General features: G+C 51.2%; 18 protein-coding genes. 10 read left to right on the plus strand and 8 right to left on the minus strand.

Annotated elements, in window-relative coordinates; all coding sequences use genetic code 11:
* The first annotated feature begins 12 nt into the window (after positions 1–12).
* The 8 genes from ileS (at position 13) to ACF2G4_RS17535 (ending at position 12,071) form a co-directional block, all read left to right on the plus strand.
* On the plus strand, positions 13–2,829 hold the full coding sequence (ileS, locus tag ACF2G4_RS17500; RefSeq protein ID WP_409075226.1) for an isoleucine--tRNA ligase: 2,817 nt from the start codon (positions 13–15) through the stop codon (positions 2,827–2,829).
* A complete protein-coding gene (gene lspA / locus ACF2G4_RS17505) occupies positions 2,829–3,335 on the plus strand; it encodes a signal peptidase II (RefSeq protein WP_243078622.1) in 507 nt (168 codons plus the stop codon). The genes ileS and lspA overlap by 1 nt, the downstream gene beginning before the upstream one ends.
* Positions 3,336–3,338: 3 nt before the next feature.
* Positions 3,339–3,809: an FKBP-type peptidyl-prolyl cis-trans isomerase gene (gene fkpB / locus ACF2G4_RS17510; RefSeq protein ID WP_215847668.1), complete on the plus strand. Its 471-nt coding sequence runs from the start codon at positions 3,339–3,341 to the stop codon at positions 3,807–3,809.
* Positions 3,790–4,743, plus strand: a complete 954-nt coding sequence (gene ispH / locus ACF2G4_RS17515; protein ID WP_215847667.1) for a 4-hydroxy-3-methylbut-2-enyl diphosphate reductase — start codon at positions 3,790–3,792, stop codon at positions 4,741–4,743. The genes fkpB and ispH overlap by 20 nt, the downstream gene beginning before the upstream one ends.
* Before the next feature lie 225 nt (positions 4,744–4,968).
* Positions 4,969–5,784 carry a 4-hydroxy-tetrahydrodipicolinate reductase gene (gene dapB / locus ACF2G4_RS17520; protein ID WP_215847666.1) on the plus strand — a complete coding sequence of 272 codons (816 nt, stop codon included), beginning with the start codon at positions 4,969–4,971 and terminating at the stop codon, positions 5,782–5,784.
* A 467-nt stretch (positions 5,785–6,251) separates the two neighbouring features.
* Positions 6,252–7,400, plus strand: coding sequence for a glutamine-hydrolyzing carbamoyl-phosphate synthase small subunit (carA, locus tag ACF2G4_RS17525; RefSeq protein ID WP_243078620.1), 1,149 nt, complete (start codon positions 6,252–6,254; stop codon positions 7,398–7,400).
* Positions 7,401–7,413: 13 nt separating this feature from the next.
* Positions 7,414–10,635 carry a carbamoyl-phosphate synthase large subunit gene (gene carB, locus ACF2G4_RS17530; RefSeq protein WP_215847664.1) on the plus strand — a complete coding sequence of 1,074 codons (3,222 nt, stop codon included), beginning with the start codon at positions 7,414–7,416 and terminating at the stop codon, positions 10,633–10,635.
* 296 nt (positions 10,636–10,931) lie between these two features.
* A complete protein-coding gene (locus ACF2G4_RS17535) occupies positions 10,932–12,071 on the plus strand; it encodes a porin (protein ID WP_215847663.1) in 1,140 nt (379 codons plus the stop codon).
* A 45-nt stretch (positions 12,072–12,116) separates the two neighbouring features.
* On the opposite strand, the gene ACF2G4_RS17540 is transcribed toward ACF2G4_RS17535, so the two are convergent.
* Positions 12,117–12,491 (minus strand): DUF805 domain-containing protein, encoded by a 375-nt coding sequence (locus ACF2G4_RS17540; RefSeq protein WP_409075227.1) that lies wholly within the window; start codon positions 12,489–12,491, stop codon positions 12,117–12,119.
* Between the two features lie 299 nt (positions 12,492–12,790).
* Here ACF2G4_RS17540 and folA point away from each other — a divergent pair, with 299 nt between their 5' ends.
* On the plus strand, positions 12,791–13,273 hold the full coding sequence (gene folA / locus ACF2G4_RS17545) for a type 3 dihydrofolate reductase (protein ID WP_215847661.1): 483 nt from the start codon (positions 12,791–12,793) through the stop codon (positions 13,271–13,273).
* A gap of 71 nt (positions 13,274–13,344) precedes the next feature.
* Here folA and apaH read toward each other — a convergent pair whose 3' ends face one another.
* From apaH to lptD, 6 genes are read right to left on the minus strand one after another with little or no spacing between them, the layout of a single operon-like run.
* Positions 13,345–14,202, minus strand: a complete 858-nt coding sequence (gene apaH / locus ACF2G4_RS17550; protein ID WP_332625691.1) for a bis(5'-nucleosyl)-tetraphosphatase (symmetrical) ApaH — start codon at positions 14,200–14,202, stop codon at positions 13,345–13,347.
* A 58-nt stretch (positions 14,203–14,260) separates the two neighbouring features.
* Complete coding sequence (gene apaG, locus ACF2G4_RS17555; RefSeq protein WP_215847660.1) at positions 14,261–14,638, minus strand: Co2+/Mg2+ efflux protein ApaG; 378 nt, start codon at positions 14,636–14,638, stop codon at positions 14,261–14,263.
* 2 nt (positions 14,639–14,640) lie between these two features.
* Positions 14,641–15,462, minus strand: a complete 822-nt coding sequence (gene rsmA / locus ACF2G4_RS17560) for a 16S rRNA (adenine(1518)-N(6)/adenine(1519)-N(6))-dimethyltransferase RsmA (RefSeq protein WP_243078617.1) — start codon at positions 15,460–15,462, stop codon at positions 14,641–14,643.
* Positions 15,455–16,447 (minus strand): 4-hydroxythreonine-4-phosphate dehydrogenase PdxA, encoded by a 993-nt coding sequence (gene pdxA / locus ACF2G4_RS17565; protein WP_215847658.1) that lies wholly within the window; start codon positions 16,445–16,447, stop codon positions 15,455–15,457. Before pdxA ends, rsmA begins: the two co-directional genes overlap by 8 nt.
* The gene (gene surA / locus ACF2G4_RS17570; RefSeq protein WP_243078616.1) at positions 16,437–17,732 is read right to left on the minus strand and encodes a peptidylprolyl isomerase SurA; all 1,296 of its coding nucleotides are present in this window, start codon (positions 17,730–17,732) and stop codon (positions 16,437–16,439) included. The genes pdxA and surA overlap by 11 nt, the downstream gene beginning before the upstream one ends.
* Before the next feature lie 54 nt (positions 17,733–17,786).
* Complete coding sequence (gene lptD / locus ACF2G4_RS17575) at positions 17,787–20,156, minus strand: LPS assembly protein LptD (protein ID WP_409075228.1); 2,370 nt, start codon at positions 20,154–20,156, stop codon at positions 17,787–17,789.
* Positions 20,157–20,338: 182 nt separating this feature from the next.
* On the opposite strand from lptD, the gene djlA reads away from it, so the two are divergent.
* A complete protein-coding gene (gene djlA, locus ACF2G4_RS17580; RefSeq protein ID WP_215847655.1) occupies positions 20,339–21,148 on the plus strand; it encodes a co-chaperone DjlA in 810 nt (269 codons plus the stop codon).
* A gap of 232 nt (positions 21,149–21,380) precedes the next feature.
* Here the strand turns inward: djlA and rluA are convergent, their stop codons facing one another.
* Positions 21,381–22,034 carry a bifunctional tRNA pseudouridine(32) synthase/23S rRNA pseudouridine(746) synthase RluA gene (gene rluA, locus ACF2G4_RS17585; protein WP_409075229.1) on the minus strand — a complete coding sequence of 218 codons (654 nt, stop codon included), beginning with the start codon at positions 22,032–22,034 and terminating at the stop codon, positions 21,381–21,383.
* Positions 22,035–22,063: the final 29 nt, after the last annotated feature.

Genomic DNA, 22,063 nt, shown 5'->3' on the forward strand with positions numbered 1-22,063 from the left:
ATCGAGAATCTGATGAGTGACTATAAATCTACCCTGAATTTGCCGGAAACGGGGTTCCCGATGCGTGGCGATCTGGCCAAGCGCGAACCGGGAATGCTGCAACGTTGGTATGATGACAACCTTTACGGCATCATCCGCGCAGCCAAAAAAGGGAAAAAAACCTTTATCCTGCACGATGGCCCTCCTTATGCGAACGGCAGCATTCATATTGGTCACTCAGTTAACAAGATTCTGAAAGACATTATCGTTAAGTCGAAAGGCATGGCGGGCTATGATTCGCCTTACGTTCCAGGCTGGGACTGCCACGGTTTGCCTATCGAGCATAAAGTCGAGCAGATGATTGGTAAGCCGGGTGAGAAAGTCACTGCGGCTGAATTTCGTGAAGCCTGCCGTAAATATGCTGCCGAGCAGGTAGAAGGACAGAAAGCTGACTTTATCCGCTTAGGCGTATTAGGTGACTGGGATCGTCCATATCTGACGATGAATTTCCAGACCGAAGCCAATATCATTCGCGCGCTGAGCAAAATTATCGGCAATGGTCACCTACACAAAGGCGCTAAGCCGGTGCATTGGTGTATGGATTGCCGCTCAGCATTAGCGGAAGCGGAAGTTGAGTATTACGACAAAACCTCGCCATCTATTGATGTGATGTTTAACGCCATCGATACGGATGCGGTGCGCAGTGCTTTCGGCGTATCACAGGTTAACGGCCCCATTTCTTTAGTGATCTGGACGACCACGCCTTGGACCATGCCGGCTAACCGTGCCATCTCATTGCACCCTGAATTCGAATATCAACTGGTACAGATCGAAGGCCGTGCGCTGATCCTTGCCAAAGAGTTGGTCGAAAGCGTGCTCAAGCGTGCAGGTGTCAGCGAGTGGACTGTGCTGGGCGAATGCAAAGGTGCAGCCCTTGAGCTGCAAAAATTCCAGCATCCTTTCCTTGATATCCAATCCTTGGTGGTTTTAGGCGAGCACGTTACGCTCGAAGCAGGTACGGGTGCCGTTCACACTGCGCCAGGCCACGGCCCGGATGACTATGTCATCGGCCAGAAATATGGCATCGAAGTCGCTAACCCAGTTGGGCCAGATGGCGCTTTCCTGCCAGGTACTTATCCAACGCTGGATGGTATCAACGTCTTTAAAGCCAATGATGTGATCGTTGAGCTGCTGAAAGAGAAAGGGGCGCTGCTGCACGTTGAAAAACTGCTGCACAGCTATCCGCACTGCTGGCGCCACAAGACGCCGATTATCTTCCGTGCGACGCCGCAGTGGTTTATCAGCATGGATCAAAAAGGCCTGCGTGCGCAGTCGCTGAAAGAGATCAAAGGTGTGCAGTGGATCCCAGACTGGGGCCAGGCGCGCATTGAATCAATGGTCGCTAACCGTCCTGACTGGTGTATTTCACGTCAGCGTACGTGGGGTGTGCCGATGGCGCTGTTCGTTCATAATGAATCTGAGCAGTTGCACCCCGATACGCTTGAGCTGATGGAAAAAGTCGCCAAACGCGTTGAGCAAGATGGCATCCAGGCATGGTGGGATCTCGATCCGCGTGAGCTGATGGGCGATGACGCCGATCACTATCGTAAAGTGCCAGATACACTTGATGTCTGGTTTGACTCCGGTTCAACCAGCTATTCCGTGGTTGATGCGCGTTCAGAATTTGAGGGGCATACGCCGGATCTCTACCTGGAAGGCTCAGACCAGCATCGCGGCTGGTTTATGTCATCCTTGATGATCTCCACGGCAATGAAAGGCAAAGCGCCTTATCGTCAGGTTCTTACCCATGGTTTCACCGTTGACGGCCAAGGCCGCAAAATGTCGAAATCCATCGGTAACACCGTATCGCCGCAAGATGTGATGAACAAACTGGGCGCTGATATCCTGCGTTTATGGGTCGCTTCTACTGACTACTCTGGCGAGATGGCCGTTTCTGACGAAATCCTTAAGCGTTCAGCTGATGCTTACCGTCGTATTCGTAACACCTCGCGTTTCCTGCTGGCGAACCTGAGTGGCTTTAATCCCGCCACCGATTTGGTAAAACCAGAAGATATGGTGGTGGTCGATCGCTGGGCTGTTGGTCGTGCGCAAGCCGCGCAGGCTGATATCGTTGCCTCTTACGAAAATTATGACTTCCATGAAGTGATTCAGCGCCTGATGCAGTTCTGCTCAGTAGAAATGGGTTCCTTCTATCTCGATATCATCAAAGATCGTCAGTATACCGCCAAAGGCGATAGCCTGGCGCGTCGCAGCTGCCAGACCGCGCTGTGGCATATTGTTGAGGCGTTGGTGCGCTGGATGGCACCTATCATGTCCTTCACCGCTGACGAAATTTGGGGTTACCTGCCGGGCGATCGTGCACAGTATGTCTTCACTGAAGAGTGGTATGAGGGCCTGTTTGGTCTGGCAGAAAACGAAGCATTGAACGATGCCTACTGGAGCGAGCTGCTGAAAGTGCGCGGCGAAGTCAACAAGGTGATCGAACAGGCGCGTGGCGATAAACGCATCGGCGGTGCGCTGGAAGCCACGGTTACGCTGTATGCGGACCCTGAGCTAGCGGCTAAGCTGCAAGCATTGGGCGACGAATTGCGTTTTGTACTGCTAACGTCTGGGGCGAAGGTTGCAGATTACGCCTTGGCGAGTGACGAAGCGCAGCAAAGTGAGCTGTTGAAAGGTTTGAAAGTGGCACTGCATAAAGCGGAAGGCGAGAAATGCCCACGCTGCTGGCACTACACGACCGACGTTGGTCAAAATCCAGAGCACGCAGAAGTTTGTGGTCGCTGTTTCACCAACGTAGCCGGTAACGGTGAAGAGCGTAAGTTTGCCTGATGAGTAAACCTATTTTCTCTACCGGACTGCGCTGGCTATGGCTGGTGCTGATCGTCATCGTTGTCGACTTTGCCAGTAAGCAATGGGTGATGAACAACATGATGCTGCACGAGACGCAGCCACTGATGCCGTTCTTTAACCTGTTTTACGCCCACAATTACGGTGCGGCGTTTAGCTTTTTAGCCGATAAAGGCGGCTGGCAACGCTGGTTCTTTGCCGGTATTGCGATTGCAATCGTCGTGTCGCTGTTAGTGATGATGTATCGCAATCGCGCCAGCCAAAAAATCGCGAACATCGCTTACGCACTGATTGTGGGTGGCGCGGTGGGCAATCTGTTTGATCGTTCGTATCACGGCTTTGTGGTCGATTTTATCGACTTCTACGTCGGCAACTGGCATTTCGCTACGTTTAATATTGCTGATTGCGGCATCTGTATTGGTGCTGCGTTGGTGGTGCTGGAGGGCTTTTTCAGCCCAACCAGCAAACAGGCAAAACAGAAAGGGTAAGTCATGACTGAGTCTGTACAGCGCGAAAGCGCGGTGTTGGTGCATTTTACGCTGAAGCTGGAAGATGGCTCTACGGCGGAATCGACCCGTGCAAACGGCAAACCAGCGCTGTTTCGTCTGGGCGATAGCAGCCTTTCCGCTGCGCTGGAACAGGCGTTGCTGGGATCAAAAGTGGGCGAGAAGCGCAACTTCACGTTGGCGCCCGAAGACGCATTTGGCAGCATCAGTCCCGATCTCATCCAGTATTTCTCGCGTCGCGATTTTATCGACGCAGGTGAACCTGAAGTCGGCGCTATCATGCTGTTTAGCGGCATGGGCGGAAGCGAAATGCCAGGCGTGATACGTGAGGTTTCCGGCGATTCTATCACCGTTGATTTCAACCATCCGCTGGCAGGCCATCGCGTTCAGTTTGATGTAGAAGTGCTGGAGATTGATCCGGTACTGGAGGCGAACGATGCAAATTCTGTTGGCTAATCCGCGCGGCTTCTGCGCTGGGGTTGATCGGGCAATCAGTATTGTTGAGCGTGCATTAGAAATGTACGGGGCGCCAATCTATGTACGCCACGAAGTGGTACATAACCGCTACGTGGTTAATAGCTTGCGCGAGCGCGGCGCGATCTTCATTGAAGAAATCAGTGAAGTGCCTGATAACGCAATTCTGATTTTTTCAGCGCACGGCGTTTCACAAGCTGTTCGCGCTGAAGCGAAAGCACGTAACCTGACCATGCTGTTTGACGCGACCTGTCCATTGGTTACCAAAGTGCATATGGAAGTGGCACGTGCCAGCCGTAAAGGCGTAGAAGCGATTCTGATTGGACATGCAGGCCATCCTGAAGTTGAAGGCACCATGGGCCAATACAGTAATCCCAATGGCGGCATGTATCTGGTCGAGTCGCCAGAAGACGTGTTCAAATTGTCAGTCAAAGATGAAAGCAATTTGAGCTTTATGACGCAAACCACGCTGTCAGTGGATGATACGTCTGACATCATTGATGCGCTGCGCCAACGCTTCCCCGCGATCATCGGCCCACGTAAAGATGATATCTGCTACGCCACCACTAATCGTCAGGAAGCGGTGCGTACGTTGGCTCGCGATGCTGCTGTGGTGTTGGTGGTGGGATCGAAAAACTCCTCTAACTCGAATCGTCTCGCAGAACTGGCGCAACGCGCAGGAAAGTTAGCGAAACTGATCGACTCCGCTGATGATATTCAGGAAGAGTGGGTGAAAGGCGTTGACTGCATTGGCGTGACGGCGGGTGCATCGGCACCCGATATTCTGGTACAGCAAGTTATTCAGCGCCTGCGTGAGCTGGGCGGGGAAGCGGCGATCGAGTTGATTGGCCGTGAAGAGAATATCGTGTTTGAAGTGCCAAAAGAGCTGCGTGTTGATGTAAGAAACGTTCAGTAAAGCGATAATGCTGAAAAAGATAAAAAGGCCGACTGAGTTCGGCCTTTTTTGTTTTTATCCGATTGAAAAAACGGCGGTTCCACTCAATGAGATTGCTTTTACTGATAATCGATCACGGCTGGCATAAAATTCTTATTATCCTGGATTAATAGTGGCGTGGTTGTTAACTCATCGTTAACCTGATTACGCTTTGCATGCATAGTTTTGTCTTAGGAATGAATAAATATGAAAAATATCCGCATTGCCATCGTCGGCGCGCCGGGTCGTATGGGGCGTAACCTGATTCAGGCAACTCAGCAGGCGGAAGACGTTGAACTGGGTGCTGCATTGGCCCGCTCGGGGTCATCTTTGATTGGCAGCGACGCTGGAGAATTAGCTGGCGTAGGTAAAACAGGGGTGCTTATCACCGACGATCTTCTTAGTGTCATCGATGATTTTGACGTACTGATCGACTTTACCCGCCCAGAAGCAACGCTGGCTTATATGGCAATTTGTCGTGAGCATAAAAAGGCGATGGTGATTGGTACTACCGGTTTCGACGAAGCGGGCAAAGCGGCAATCCGCACTGCCGCAGAAGAGATTGGGATCGTGTTCGCAGCCAATTTCAGCGTTGGCGTCAACCTGGTGTTGAAGCTGCTTGAAAAAGCAGCGAAGGTCATGGGCGATTATGCGGATATCGAAATTGTGGAAGCGCACCATCGTCACAAAGTTGATGCGCCTTCTGGAACAGCGTTAGCGATGGGCGAAGCCATTGCTGATGCGATGAGCTGGAATCTGGATGAACATGCCGTGTATGCGCGTGAAGGCCATACCGGCGAACGCAAACCGCAAACCATTGGTTTCGCCACGGTGCGGGCAGGCGATATTGTCGGTGAGCATACGGCAATGTTTGCGGATATTGGCGAGCGTGTAGAGATAACGCACAAGGCTTCAAGCCGTATGACCTTTGCAAATGGCGCTGTTAAAGCGGCATTTTGGTTGAAGGGCAATAAATGTGGCCTTTATGACATGCGTGATGTGCTGGATTTGTCGATGTTGTGAGTGTTGTGAACCATCGTGATGTGGTTGTTTCAATCGGTAACTTATTGATTGAAGTAGGGCAGCTTTTTTGCTGCCCTTTATTTTATAAAAAATAAGAGCTTGGTTTAATAATCACTTCGAAATGCTTTTTTTTTGGATTTTGACTTAGGAAAAACCGCTAAAAATGCCAATTTTGACCAAATGGTCAAAAATAATAGTATGGCGGCTCCGTTTTGTAATTTTCATGCTCTGGCAATCGTTTAATTATCCGAGTTTTCCCCTCTTTTTACTGCTTATCCCCGTTTTAACATCCAGAAGCCTGAAAAGGGCAAAAAAATACGTTCATAGGGTAGACAAGCTTCAGGGCGATCATTAGAATGCGCGCAATTTGCCAAAAATCGATAATTCAGGCGGTTTTTGCATTGATTCAGGCAGCTATTATGAATTAATATGCAGATATTGTGACTGTTTATTCCCTGGAGGATGTTTTGATTAAGTCAGCGCTCTTGGTTCTGGAAGACGGAACCCAATTCCACGGTCGGGCCATCGGGGCAACGGGGTCGGCAGTGGGGGAAGTCGTTTTCAACACGTCAATGACTGGTTATCAAGAAATCCTCACTGATCCTTCCTATTCCCGCCAAATCGTTACCCTCACTTATCCCCATATCGGCAATGTTGGTGTTAATGCCGCCGATGAAGAATCCAGTCAAATCCACGCTCAAGGCCTTGTTATTCGCGATCTGCCGCTGATTACCAGCAACTTCCGTAGTGAAGAAAGCCTATCCGCTTATCTGCAGCGCAATAACATTGTTGGAATTGCCGATATCGATACCCGCAAACTGACTCGTTTGCTGCGTGAAAAAGGTGCGCAGAACGGCTGTATCATCGCGGGCGATAACCCGGATGCAGCACTCGCATTACAAAAGGCGCAGGCGTTCCCGGGTTTGAAAGGCATGGATTTGGCGAAAGAAGTCTCGACCACCGAAAGCTACGCCTGGCAACAGGGAAGCTGGGCGTTAGAAGGCGGCCTGCCAGAACAAACAAAAGCAGAAGAGCTGCCTTATCACGTTGTTGCCTATGATTACGGTGTAAAGCGCAACATTTTGCGCATGCTCGTAGATCGCGGCTGCCGTCTGACAGTGGTGCCTGCGCAGACTTCAGCAGAAGACGTATTGAAACTGAATCCAGATGGCGTCTTCCTCTCGAACGGTCCTGGCGATCCAGAACCTTGTGACTATGCCATCAAGGCGATTCAGTCCTTCCTGCAAACGGAAATTCCAGTTTTCGGTATCTGTCTTGGCCATCAACTGTTGGCGCTGGCGAGCGGTGCTAAAACGGTGAAGATGAAGCTTGGTCACCATGGCGGCAACCATCCTGTTAAAGATTTCGATAATAATACCGTGATGATCACTGCGCAGAACCACGGTTTTGCTGTTGATGAAGCTGACCTGCCTGCCAACTTACGTGTTACGCACATCTCGCTGTTTGATAAAACCGTGCAGGGCATCCATCGCACCGACAAGCCTGCGTTCAGCTTCCAGGGGCACCCAGAAGCCAGCCCGGGTCCGGGTGATGCAGCACCACTGTTTGACCACTTTATTGAATTGATTGACGCATTCCGTTCTAAAGCGAAGTAATCAGGAGCTAATCATGCCAAAACGTACAGACATAAAATCCATCCTGATTCTTGGCGCCGGTCCTATTGTGATTGGCCAGGCCTGCGAATTTGACTATTCCGGTGCGCAGGCGTGTAAAGCGCTGCGCGAAGAGGGTTACCGCGTCATTCTGGTGAACTCCAACCCGGCTACCATCATGACTGACCCGGAAATGGCTGATGCGACTTACATTGAGCCGATTCATTGGGAAGTGGTACGCAAAATCATTGAAAAAGAGCGCCCGGATGCCGTGCTGCCCACCATGGGTGGTCAGACAGCGCTGAATTGCGCGCTTGAACTGGAGCGTCATGGCGTACTGGAAGAGTTCGGTGTCACCATGATTGGTGCGACTGCCGACGCCATCGATAAAGCTGAAGACCGCCGTCGTTTTGACGTGGCGATGAAGAGTATTGGACTGGAAACCGCGCGTTCCGGCATCGCTCACAACATGGAAGAAGCGTTGGCAGTGGCTGCCGATGTCGGTTTCCCTTGCATTATTCGTCCTTCCTTTACCATGGGCGGCACCGGTGGCGGTATCGCTTACAATCGTGAAGAGTTCGAAGAAATTTGCGAACGCGGTCTCGATCTTTCACCCACCAATGAGCTGTTGATTGATGAATCGCTGATTGGTTGGAAAGAGTATGAGATGGAAGTGGTGCGTGATAAAAACGACAACTGCATCATCGTCTGCTCCATCGAAAACTTCGACGCAATGGGCATTCACACCGGTGACTCCATCACCGTCGCACCTGCCCAGACGCTGACCGATAAAGAATATCAAATCATGCGTAACGCCTCGATGGCGGTACTGCGTGAGATTGGCGTAGAAACCGGTGGCTCGAATGTACAGTTCTCGGTAAACCCGAAGAATGGCCGTTTAATCATCATCGAAATGAACCCGCGCGTGTCACGTTCATCGGCGCTGGCATCGAAAGCTACCGGCTTCCCGATTGCGAAAGTTGCCGCCAAACTGGCTGTCGGTTACACCCTTGATGAACTGATGAATGACATCACCGGTGGCTTAACACCTGCGTCATTCGAACCTTCTATCGACTACGTTGTGACCAAAATTCCTCGCTTCAATTTTGAGAAATTTGCCGGTGCTAACGATCGCCTGACCACGCAGATGAAATCGGTCGGTGAAGTGATGGCAATTGGCCGTACTTTCCAGGAATCAATGCAGAAAGCGCTGCGTGGTTTGGAAGTCGGTGTTAACGGTTTCGATCCAAAAGTCAGCCTTGATGATACAGAAGCGTTAACCCGCATCCGTCGTGAATTAAAAGACGCCGGTTCAGATCGTATCTGGTACATCGCTGATGCATTCCGTGCAGGTATGTCAGTGGATGGCGTTTTCAACCTGACCAATGTTGACCGCTGGTTCCTGGTGCAGATTGAAGAGTTAGTCCGTCTGGAAGAGCAGGTTGCACGCGAAGGGGTAAACAGTCTTGATGAAACGTTCCTGCGTGCTCTGAAGCGTAAAGGCTTTGCCGATGCACGTCTGGCGACGTTAGCGGGCGTGGCAGAAAGCGAAATCCGTAAACTGCGTGAGCAGTTCAACTTACATCCGGTTTACAAGCGCGTTGATACCTGCGCCGCAGAATTCTCAACTGATACCGCTTATATGTACTCAACTTACGAGGAAGAGTGCGAAGCCAATCCAAATCAGGATCGTGAGAAAATCATGGTGCTGGGCGGTGGTCCAAACCGTATCGGTCAAGGTATTGAGTTCGACTACTGCTGCGTCCACGCCTCTTTAGCGCTGCGTGAAGATGGTTACGAAACCATCATGGTGAACTGTAACCCTGAAACCGTATCAACGGATTATGACACCTCAGACCGCTTGTACTTCGAGCCGGTCACGCTGGAAGACGTGCTGGAAATTGTTCGCATCGAGAAGCCGAAAGGCGTAATCGTGCAATATGGTGGTCAAACTCCACTGAAACTGGCGCGTGCGCTGGAAGCGGCTGGCGTACCGGTAATTGGTACCAGTCCAGACGCCATTGACCGCGCAGAAGACCGCGAACGTTTCCAGCAAGCAGTAGAACGTTTGAACCTGAAACAACCGGCTAACGCCACCGTGGCAACGCTGGAGCAGGCTGTCGAGAAAGCAGCTGGCATCGGTTATCCGCTGGTCGTCCGTCCATCCTATGTTTTGGGTGGTCGCGCAATGGAAATCGTCTATGACGAAGCTGACCTGAAGCGTTATTTCCAGACGGCGGTATCGGTCTCTAACGACGCGCCTGTATTGCTGGATCGCTTCCTTGATGATGCGGTAGAAGTTGACGTTGATGCGATTTGCGACGGCGAACGCGTGTTCATTGGCGGCATCATGGAGCACATCGAGCAGGCGGGCGTTCACTCTGGTGACTCCGCGTGCTCACTGCCAGCCTATACGCTGAATCAAGAGATTCAAAACGTGATGCGTCAGCAGGTCGAAAAGCTGGCCTTTGAACTGAAAGTACGTGGTTTGATGAACGTCCAGTTTGCCGTGAAAGACAACGAAGTCTATCTGATTGAAGTGAACCCACGTGCCGCACGTACTGTACCGTTCGTGTCAAAAGCGACCGGCGTACCGCTGGCGAAAGTGGCTGCACGCGTGATGGCAGGCAAAACGCTGGCTGAGCAGGGCGTCACCAAAGAAGTGATTCCACCGTACTATTCAGTGAAAGAAGTGGTGTTGCCGTTCAACAAGTTTCAGGGCGTTGACCCGATTCTCGGTCCAGAAATGCGCTCAACCGGTGAAGTCATGGGTGTGGGCCGTACTTTTGCTGAAGCTTTCTCTAAAGCGATGCTGGGTGCGCAGAGCAACATGAAGAAAACCGGTCGTGCACTACTGTCGGTGCGTGAAGGTGATAAAAAACGTATCGTCGACCTGGCCGCGAAGCTGCAGAAGTTTGGTTTTGAACTGGATGCAACTCACGGCACTGCCGTGGTGTTGGGTGAAGCGGGTATCAATCCACGTCTGGTAAACAAGGTGCATGAAGGTCGTCCGCACATTCAGGATCGTTTAAAGAATGGCGAATACACCTACATCGTGAATACCACGGAAGGTCGCCAGGCGATTGAAGATTCCAAGTTAATCCGCCGCAGTGCACTGCAGTACAAAGTGCATTACGACACTACGCTGAACGGTGGTTTTGCTACCGCAATGTCGTTGAATGCCGATCCGACTGAGCAAGTGATTTCCGTGCAGGAAATGCACGCGCAAATTAAATAAGCATCACGTGTAAAAAACGGCTCCTTCGGGGGCCGTTTTTTTTACTTAAATATTTCGATTTATTTTAAATTATTCGAATGCAGACAGCGTATTTGTTGTTTGAAATATAACAATAAAGAAAAATATGTTCTAAGCTTTGATTATAAAAGTATCTGATTTGACTTAATTTTTAGCGAATAATGCGAATTATCCTACTCCGCACAAATCTATAAAGCAAAAGCTAGCTGTCTAAATAATTCACAATGTAATATTTCGTTCGCTCATTATTGGAGCGTTAACAGAGATATTAATAAAAAATGAAAATGCATAAATTTTCACTGAGTGCAGTGGCTGCACTGATGACCTTTTTACCGTTTGCCAGCCAGGCAGAAATCACGATTCTGAAACAAGATGTACAGGCAGGCGATCCGCTGAGCCGCCTGAATTTTGCCGTGGGCGGCAGCATCCGTGCTCAGGTCAATCACCAGACTGGCGTTAACGACTCATCTTACAAACGCGACGGCTTCGACGGCGGTACGCGCTTCCGTTTTGGTGCAGATTATTACCTGTTCGATGATGTGAGCTGGGTCAGTTATTACGAGCTGGGTGTGAACATTCCTAAGCTGTTTGACTGGGACGATCACTACGCTGACGGTGCAAACAACACCACTCGCCGCCAGCTCTATACCGGCCTGAAAAGCAAAACGTGGGGCCAGTTGACCTTTGGTCAGCAAAACAGCGTTTATTACGATGTGGTTGGCGCTAAAACTGACATCTGGGATTACGATATGCTCGCTCAGGCGCCAGGCAACGGCATTAGCGGCGACTATGACGGCTCTTACCGTTCCCGCAAGCAGTTGAAGTATAAAAATACCTTCGGCGCACTCGATGTTTATGCTTCTTATCTGTTTAATGATAACGAGTATTTACCGGGTAACAGCCTGCGCTACAAGCGTAAAGGCGGCGGTTCGTTGGGTGTTGATTACCACATCACTGACGATCTGACTTGGGGCACCGCGTGGAACTACACGCATGCAACGATGCGTAACGCAGAGACGGGCGACAGCAAAGATTACGACCAGAATATCTTCGGTACCGCGTTGAGCTGGACGCCAGGTAACTGGACATTCTCTGCCGGCGGCGGCTGGTACGAAAACTTCATCCCGACCAAGCAAAGTAATGTGAACAACTATTTTGCTGATGATGCGTGGGGCATCGAATACTTTGCCGGTTACAAGATCCCGGTTAAGCAATATGGCCTGAAAGCTGTGCAGCCTTACGTGATGGGCGATCGTCTCGAGTACGTGAATGGTCGTGACTATCAGCGTATCGATAATGGCCTGGGCGTAACGCTGTTCCTCGACTACGGCTTCCGTGTTGACTACGAACACGTATTTACCTCAAGCACGGACAATCTGGGTGATATGAACCTGGTACGTTTACGCTACGATTTCTAAGCGAAAAAAATCAAAACGTAACGGCTCCTTTGGGAGCCGTTTTTTTTAAGAATGAGAGGGCGCGCGCAACGGATCGTCGCCAAAGCGATTTGGCCCTTCGCTACCTTTGAAGCAGAAGTAAATCAGCAGTAACAGCGTACCGATGAAAGGTAAAAGTATTAGCAGCAACCACCAGCCGGATCGGTCAAGATCGTGAAGGCGGCGAATTGAAACCGTGATGGAAGGAATCAATATCGCCAAAGAGTAGAGCGTTGAGAGTAACCCTTCATCAAGCCAAATATTGAAGCCTAAAACTGTATCAAGCACGGTTAAAACCACTGAAACGAGAATGTTCACTAACACAAACAGCCAGTAAGTTTTGCGGCGGCAGCGACCCTGTATTACGCCATACTGATTTAACGCAGAGAGATATTCATTCACAGCATATTTCCTTATTTTGCGTGATCAGTAGGTGCGACCTGGTAAGGTAAATCCAAGTGTATTCTATGCAGCTCTCTCTCCGACGTCACGGCCAGAAGCTGTAACCTTCTCCTTGTACTCGCTAACGGATCTTAACTGGCGGCTTGATTCAAAAGAACGCAAAAACACGGTTTAAAATTCTGTCCAGTAACAAAAATGCGGCGGCAAAAAAGCTTTACGCAAATAGACCCTTATCGCTATCGACGAAAGTTTCGCCTTTACGTATGATGGCGCCAATTTTTTCCAGTGAGTCTTTTAACATGATTAGTCTTATCGCGGCATTAGCAGCTGATCGCATTATCGGTATGGAAAACGCCATGCCGTGGGACCTGCCTGCGGATTTGGCTTGGTTTAAGCGTAATACCTTGAAAAAGCCGGTTATTATGGGTCGCCTGACGTTTGAGTCTATTGGCCGACCGTTACCGGGACGTTTGAATATCGTTGTGAGCAGCAAGCCGGGTGACGCAGAAGGCGTGACGTGGGTAACATCTCTGGAGGAAGCGGTTCAGGCTGCCGGTGATGCAGAAGAGATCATGGTGATTGGTGGCGGTCGTGTATACGAGCAGATGCTGAACCGTGCCGATCGTCTTTACCTGACCCATATCGACGCTGAAGTTGAAGGTGACACGCAGTTCCCGGATTACGAGCCGGACGAATGGCAATCTACGTTCAGCGAATTCCATGATGCTGACGAGCAGAACTCACACAGCTACTGCTTTGAGATTCTCGATCGTCGTCGTTAATTTCTCTTGAAAAAAAACGCCTTGGCGGTGAAGACAAGGCGTTTTTTTATGCCCGTTTTAACGGCAGAAAGTTAGCTTGCTGACTGTTGTGAAGAGGCCGTTTCAGGTAGCGCATCCTTTCGATTCGAGGCTTGAACGTAATAACGCTGTTCTTCCCAGTGCAGCAGAGTGAGATTGCCACCCCAGCAGCAGCCTGTATCTAATCCAATAACCCCTTCGGGTGTGCCTTTACCTTCCAGCGATGCCCAATGGCCGAACACAATGGTGTAATCACGGGCAACCGGGCCTTGAATGTTAAACCACGGCTTCAGCGGCGGTAGGGCAGATTCTGGCGAATCTTTGCAGATCATATCCAGCTGACCATTCGGAAAACAGTAGCGCATACGGGTTAGTGCATTGGTGCTAAAACGTAGTCTCGCCAGTCCAGTAAGCTCTTCGCTCCAGTTGTTAGGCATGTCGCCATACATCGCGTCCAGAAACAGCGGATAACTGTCGCTGGCGAGCACCGCTTCCACTTCACGCGCGCATTTCTTTGCGGTTTCGATGTCCCATTGCGGCGTGATGCCTGCATGGCCCATGACCAACTTTTTTTCTTCATCAACTTGCAGCATTGGCTGGCGGCGCAACCAGTTGATCAAGGTATCAGCGTCGTCAGCTTCAAGCAGGGGAGTGAGGCGATCTTTAGGCTTATTGCGGCTGATTCCCGCATAGACCGCCAACAGATGGAGATCGTGATTACCCAACACTAACCGTACGCAATCACCCAGCGACTTGACGTAACGGAGGACATCGAGTGAGCCAGGGCCGCGCGCAACTAAATCACCGGTCAACCACAAGGTATCTTGCTCAGGATTGAAATCGACCTGCTTCAGCAGTGCACGTAACTCGTCGTAACAACCGTGGACGTCGCCAATCAGGTAAGTGCTCATAGAGTTTTATCCGAAATAAAATCATTCGCCCGGTAGAACCGGGCGAAGTGAAAGCATATCAATGAATGTGAGTTTGAATCGCGAGGCGGAATACCGGGATGTCAACGTGAAACGCATCGCCCTGTTCGTCGACCATCACGTAATGGCCCTGCATGGTGCCCATCGACGTTTCCAGCACCGCGCCGCTGGTGTATTGATATTCACCGCCCGGTGCAATGTGTGGCTGTTCGCCAATCACGCCTTCACCCTGAACTTCGGTTTCACGACCATTACCATTGGTGATTAACCAATAACGACCCAGCAATTGTACGGAAGAACGGCCCATATTGCGGATGGTAACCGTGTAAGCAAAGACGTAACGCTCATCATCCGGGGAAGATTGCGATTCTACATACAGGCTTTGCACATGGACATGCACGCGGGCCGTTTCACTCATGACTACTCCTGCGCTTCATCCTGATGTTTCGCCAGCCAGTTTGCTAACTGGCAATACTGCGCGACCGAAACGTTTTCAGCACGCAATGTCGGGTCGATAGAGAGTTCTTCTAGTGCACCCGCCGCCACCATATGATTGAGGCTATTACGCAGCGTCTTACGGCGCTTACCAAACGCTTCGGTAGTAATGCGGCTCAGTAAACGCACGTCACTAACCGGATGCTGCGGCTCAGTATACGGAACTAAACGCACGACGGCAGAATCCACTTTAGGCGCCGGCGTAAACGATTCTGGCGGCACTTCAAGTACTGGAATGATCTGGCAATAATATTGCGCCATAACGCTCAGGCGACCATACGCTTTACTGCCCGGACCCGCGACTAAACGGTTCACCACTTCTTTTTGCAACATGAAGTGCATGTCTTTAATCGAACCAGTATAGCTGAAAAGGTGAAACATCAGCGGAGTCGAAATATTGTACGGCAAGTTGCCAAACACGCGCAGCGGCTGACCTCTTTCTTCTGCCAGCGCGGCAAAGTCGAATTTCATGGCATCTTGCTGAAAAATGGTCAGCTTCGGCCCAAGAAAGGGATGAGTCTGCAGACGTGCAGCCAGATCGCGATCCAACTCCACAACCGTCAAGCTATCGAGACGTTCGCCTACTGGCTCGGTTAATGCACCCAAGCCGGGGCCGATTTCCACCAGCGCCTGATCGCGCTGCGGATGAATAGCGGAGACAATGCTCTCGATAATGTACTGATCGTTCAGGAAGTTCTGCCCGAAACGTTTACGGGCGAAGTGCCCCTGATGGACGCGATTATTCATTACTGCTCTTGATCATAGTGATGGCGAGGTTAAGCGCCGTGATGAAGCTGCCCGGTTCTGCCTGTCCCAGCCCGGCTAACTCTAGCGCGGTGCCGTGATCGACTGAAGTCCGGATAAAGGGCAAACCGAGAGTGATATTCACCGCACGACCAAACCCCTGAAATTTTAGCACCGGTAGACCTTGATCGTGATACATCGCCAGCACCGCATCCGCATTTTGCAGATATTTTGGCTGGAACAAGGTATCTGCGGGCAGAGGACCGGTAAGCTGCATGCCCCGCTGGCGTAATTCGTTGAGAGCAGGAATGATCGTATCGATCTCTTCCCGTCCCATATGGCCTCCTTCGCCCGCATGCGGGTTAAGGCCACAGACGAAAATATGCGGCTGGGCAATCGCAAATTTTTGCTGCAAATCGTGATGCAAAATGGTGATGACTTCGTGCAGGCTGTCACGGGTAATGGCAGCTGAGACATCTTTTAGCGGCAAATGCGTGGTGGCTAAGGCAACGCGTAACTCTTCCGTCGCTAACATCATTACAACGCGATGACTCCCCGCGCGATCGGCGAAGAATTCGGTGTGACCGGTAAAAGCAATACCAGCGTCGTTAATCACGCCTTTGTGCACCGGGCCAGTGATCAACGCGGCAAACTCACCCTTCAGACACCCATCGCAAGCGCGCGCCAGCGTAGCCAGTACATATTCGCTATTGGCAACACATAACTCGCCGGGTTTAACCGGCTGTGGCGTTTCAATCGGTAGCACGGTTAGCGTGCCGGCCTGCTGCGGTTGTGCCGCAACGCCAGGCTGGTAATCACGCAAGGTCAGCGGCAGCCCAAGCTGGGCGGCACGCTGACGCAGTAAATCGGGCGAGGCGCACACCACCAATTCAACCGGCCAGTTTTGCTGGGCCAGTTGAATGGTGAGGTCAGGACCAATCCCGGCGGGTTCGCCGGGGGTGATCGCTACACGGAAATTACTGAGCATTGTTGTCCAAAATCTTCACGTAAGCACCGGCGCGTTGTTCCTGCATCCAGGTTTGTGCTTCTTCAGCAAATTTACGGTTGAACAGCAGACGGTAAGCACGCTCTTTCTGGGCCGCATCGGTTTTATCAACCTGTCGCGTGTCCAGCAACTGAATCAAGTGCCATCCGAACGAGGAGTGAACCGGTTGGCTGGTCTGGCCTTTTTGCAGGCGCAGCAACGCATCGCGGAACGCAGGATCGAACGCTTCTGGCGAACTCCAGCCCAAGTCGCCGCCCTGGTTCGCAGAACCCGGATCGTCAGAGAACTGTTTCGCTGCAGCAGCAAAAGTGGTTTTACCACTGCTGATATCGGAAGCAATCTGTTGCAGCTTGGCGCGTGCTTGATCCTCTGTGAGGATCGGAGACGGTTTCAGCAGGATGTGGCGTGCATGCACTTCCGTCACAGAGATATTTTTGCTCTCGCCACGCAGGTCATTCACTTTCAGGATATGGAAGCCCACACCGGAACGAATCGGACCCACGATATCGCCTTTCTTGGCGGTAGCCAGCGCCTGCGCAAACAGGGTCGGTAACTCTTCGATTTTACCCCAACCCATGTTGCCGCCTTTCAGCGCCTGTGAATCTGCGGAGTAGGTTACTGCCATTTTGCCGAAGTCAGCACCGCTTTTCAGCTCGCCCACCAGCTGTTTCGCCAGCGTTTCTTGATCATCAACCTGCTGCTGCGTCGGGTTTTCTGATAATGGCAGCAAAATATGGCTGACGTTCAGCTCGGTGCCTTGGGTGTTTTGCGAGGCGATTTGCGTCGACAGCGTGTCCACTTCCTGAGGCAAAATCGTTACGCGACGGCGCACTTCATTGTTACGCACTTCGGTGATCAGCATCTCTTTGCGGATTTGCGCACGGTAAGTGTTGTAGTTCATACCATCATAAGCCAGGCGGCTACGCAGCTGATCGACACTCATCTTGTTCTGACTGGCAATATTTTGAATCGCCTGATCCAACTGCTGATCGGTGATCTGCAGGCCAGCTTTTTCACCCATTTGCAGCAGAATGTTGTCCATGATCTGACGCTCAAGAATCTGATGGCGCAACGTTTTATCGTCTGGCAATTGCTGACTCGCCTGCTGCGCCTGAGATTTGACCGTGCTCATCATGCTATCCACGTCACTCTCAAGAACTACGCCGTTATTGACCACGGCTGCAACTTTATCAACCACTTGTGGTGCTGCGAACGCGGTGTTGGCAGTTATCGCCACACCAAGAATCAGCATTCTCCAGTTCTTCATACTTTATCCATTGTTGTTTCCGCACTGCGGGATTGCCTGTCAAACATCACAACATCAAAAAGCGCGCTGGTAAGGGATGATGCCCTGACGCAACATTTGGTTGGTTCCTAAGCCATAGTTGGAACTCAAACCACGCAGCTCTATGTTGAATGAGATTTGGTTGTCGTACTTGCTGTCGTTGTTTTCCCAACCGTTGATTTTGCGCTCGTAACCCAGGCGAATAGCATAACAGCATGAGCTGTATTGCAGGCCAACCAGCTGTGATGCCGGTTTACTGTTGCGCGTGTCGTAGTAATAAGCACCTACCACAGACCATGCATCAGCAATCGGCCAACTGCCGGTTGCACCGACCTGAGAAATCCCGTTTTTGTAGATCGGGTTGGTAATCAGGTTGGCATTGTTCAACGCGCTTGCGACGTATTCCGGGCTGCTGTAGCGGTAGCTCAGCTGCACCATACGATCGGCATCACGGCGATATTCCAGCACCGCATTCCCCTGAGAGACGTTATCCAGGCGAGTATCATATTGCACCCCGCCGCGAACGCCCCAACGATCGCTAACCTTCCAGTATGTATCACCTGCCCAAATCAGGCTGCCGGTGTCATCTTCTTCACTGGTTTGATTAACGCCAGTGCGTGAAGGGGTAAACGAGTAGATTTGACCTACGGAAGCGTTAAAACGTTCAACCAGATCGTTATCATAAATACGCGTCGTCACACCGGTTGCTACTTCATTGGCTGAAGCGATGCGATCCAGGCCGCTGTAAGTGCGGTCGCGGAACAAACCGGTATAGTCGGTTTGTAGCAGCGTGGAGTCGTACGGATAGATATCGCTTTGGTCGCGGTAAGGGATATAAAGGTACTGAACGCGCGGTTCCAGCGTTTGGGTATAGCCTTCCGCCCAATTCATATCGCGGTCAAACACCAGACGACCATCGACTTTCAATTGTGGCATGGTGCGGTTGACGGATTCTTTCAACTGATTGACGCGAGTGGTATCAATCGAGTTGTTGTAGTAATCGACATCTTTCTGCTGATAGTGCGTCGCAAGGAATTTCGCTTCAGTATCAAGACTTGCCCAACCATTAGACAGCGGCAGATCCAGCGTCGGCTCAATATGCAGGCGCGTAGCTTCGGGATAGCGATCGCTGACGTTGGTAAACTTCACCGCTTGCGCATAAATACGTCCATCAAACGGACCCATATCATTTTGATAGAAATTGAGGTCCAACTGCGGCATTGCGCGGTAAACGTTGTTGCTGTTGGTGTTACCGAAGACCTGGAAGTCTTTGGTCGACAGCGTCGCATCCCAGTTGGTATCCGCATAACCCGCACTGAATTTTTGCGTGGCGTAACCGTCGGTTGAGCTGTAGTACGTCGAGTCGAGATCGTTGAAGTAGTACTGATCGCTGACTTTGGTGTAGTTGGCATTGAAGCGCCAATGCTGATCGTAAACACCAGAATGACGCCAGTAGAACAGCCAGCGGTCTGAACTGTCATTTTGCGCGATGCCGCGTACCGCTTTGTCGTTATTGTATTGATCGTCTGAAGCCAGATAATCAAACTCAACCAAGCCTGCGCCCGCCTGCGTCAAATAACGGAATTCGTTCTGCAATTGCAGGCCGCGCTTGCTCATATAGTGCGGCGTGATGGTGGCATCCGCTTGCGGCGCGATGTTCCAGTAATAAGGCAGAATAAATTCAAAGCCGTTGCTGCTGCCATATTTTGCGTTAGGGATCAGGAAGCCGGAGCGGCGACGATCGCCAATCGGCAATTGCAAATAAGGGCTGTAGAAAACCGGCACGGAACCCAGCTTAAAGCGGGCATTCCAAATCTCAGCCACTTCTTCTTCACGGTCCTGAATCACTTCAGAACCGACCACGCTCCAGCTGTTTGAGCCAGGCAAGCAAGAGGTAAAGCTGCCATTTTCTAAAATGGTGTAACGGTTATTACCGCGCAGTTTCATTTGATCGGCGGTGCCGCGGCCCTGACGTCCCACCATTTGGTAGTCGCCATTCCAGACATTGGTGTCTTTGCTGTTCAGATTCGACCAAGCTTTCGGACCTTTCAGGATGACCTGATTATCGTCGTAGTGCACATTACCCAAGGCATCGACGGTACGCACCGGTGTGGTTTGTCCATCTTGCTGGCGTTGATGAAGTTGCACTTCATCCGATTGCAGTCGGCCATTGCCTTGTTCAATGTTCACATTGCCAGTGAATACCGCGTCGTCAGGATAATTACCCTTGGCAGAATCCGACTTGATGGTCACAGGCAGCTCATTGGTGGTGCCTGTCACCAAAGGACGGTTATAGCTCGGCACGCCTAACATACACTGCGACATCAAATCGTCGGCGAGGGCATGCTGACTGGTAAGGGCTGCACCAATCAAGGTGGCCAGCAGGGTAGGTATACGTTTTTTCATACGCGGTATCGAGAATTCCATGAAAACTGGCATCATGCCGACAATCCGGTCAGAGACTAACTTACTGCCCGGCGTTGCGCCAGTGTTAATCCGTGTCTGCCCGCGTTGCCGTTAGGCGCTGAGATAAATGACAGGTATGATAATGCAATTTTCAGCCGCAAGCATGGCGAATTGAGGAGTTTATGCGCTACTGGGGAAAAGTTGTGGGTCTGCTATTAGGATTGATTTCCGGTGCAGGCTTTTGGGGCATTGTGATCGGATTGATCATTGGCCACATGATAGACAAAGTTCGCGGTGCTCAGGGCAAGGCTTACTTCTCAAATAATCAAACGCGTCAAACGCTGTTCTTCAGTACCACTTTTCAGGTAATGGGCCATTTAACCAAGTCAAAAGGGCGCGTGACCGAAGCCGATATTCAGATTGCTTCTTTATTAATGGAGCGCATGCAGCTTCATGGCGAATCGCGTACCGCAGCGCAACGCGCCTTTCGCGAGGGCAAGCAGGGCGACTATCCGCTGCGCAGTAAGCTGCGTGAATTCCGCAGCGCCTGTTTTGGCCGCTTCGATCTGATTCGGATGTTTCTGGAAATACAAATTCAGGCGGCGTTTGCTGATGGTTCGTTGCATCCCAACGAGCGCCAGGTGCTGTATGTCATTGCGGAAGAGCTGGGTATTTCCCGCACTCAGTTTGATCAGTTCCTTCGTATGATGGAAGGCGGTCAGCAATTTGGTGGTGGGCAAGGCTCTTCATACGGCGGTTTTCAGCAGCAGCGCGGCCCGACTCTGGAAGATGCGTGCAGTGTGTTAGGCGTTAAGAGCAGTGATGATATCACCATCATCAAGCGTGCCTATCGCAAGTTAATGAGTGAACACCATCCTGACAAACTGGTGGCGAAAGGTTTACCGCCAGAAATGATGGAGATGGCGAAGCAGAAAGCGCAGGAAATCCAGGCGGCTTATGATTTGATTCGTAAGGAAAAGGGTTTTAAATAGTCGTTGTTTTCTCGCCTTAATTCTCTTAAGTGCGAGGTAATTTGTCCCCCACCTCAATCCTCCCCCACACGTGGGGGAGGAAGATGCTGCTTTATGTGAGTATTACAGCTGCATGTGGCAGCATTTCCTTCCCCCGCTTGCGGGGGAAGGTTGGGATGGGGGACAGCGCAGAGGCCAACACAGCGCGCAGAGGCCAACACAGCGCGCAGAGGCCAACACAGCGCGCAAAAGGTTAAAAATCCGCCGGCTGGCGAAACGTCATTGCGTTACCAAATTTTGGATGCGTAATGGTCAGTGATTCTGCATGCAGCAGCAGTCTTGGTGCCATCGCTTTGGCTTCCGGGTGCGCATAGAAGTTATCCCCCAGAATCGGATGTCCCAGCGCCAGCATATGTACACGCAGCTGGTGCGAACGTCCGGTAATCGGCTTCAGCGAAACGCGCGCGCTGTTGTTAGCGAAATACTCCACCACCTGATATTCGGTTTGCGCAGATTTGCCGGTTTCAAAACAGACCTTCTGCTTCGGACGATTAGGCCAGTCGCAAATCAGCGGCAAATCCACTAAACCTTTCTCTTCCGTTGGATGTCCCCACACGCAAGCTACATAGGTTTTCGACGGCTCGCGTTCGCGAAACTGACGCTTCAATTCGCGTTCAGCCGCTTTGGTCAAGGCCACCACAATCACGCCGCTGGTGGCCATGTCGAGACGATGTACCGATTCTGCCTGCGGGAAGTCACGCTGAATGCGCGTCATTACGCTGTCTTTGTGCTCTTCCAGCCGACCGGGCACGGAAAGCAGGCCGCTGGGTTTATTCACCACCATAATGTGATCATCCTGATAAAGGATGTGCAGCCACGGCTCAAGCGGTGGATTGTAAGGTTCCATGCTATTTTCCAAAAAAAGGGGCCGCGCGG

It is taken from the genome of Pantoea phytostimulans (assembly GCF_046118715.1).
Lineage (GTDB): Bacteria > Pseudomonadota > Gammaproteobacteria > Enterobacterales > Enterobacteriaceae > Pantoea > Pantoea phytostimulans.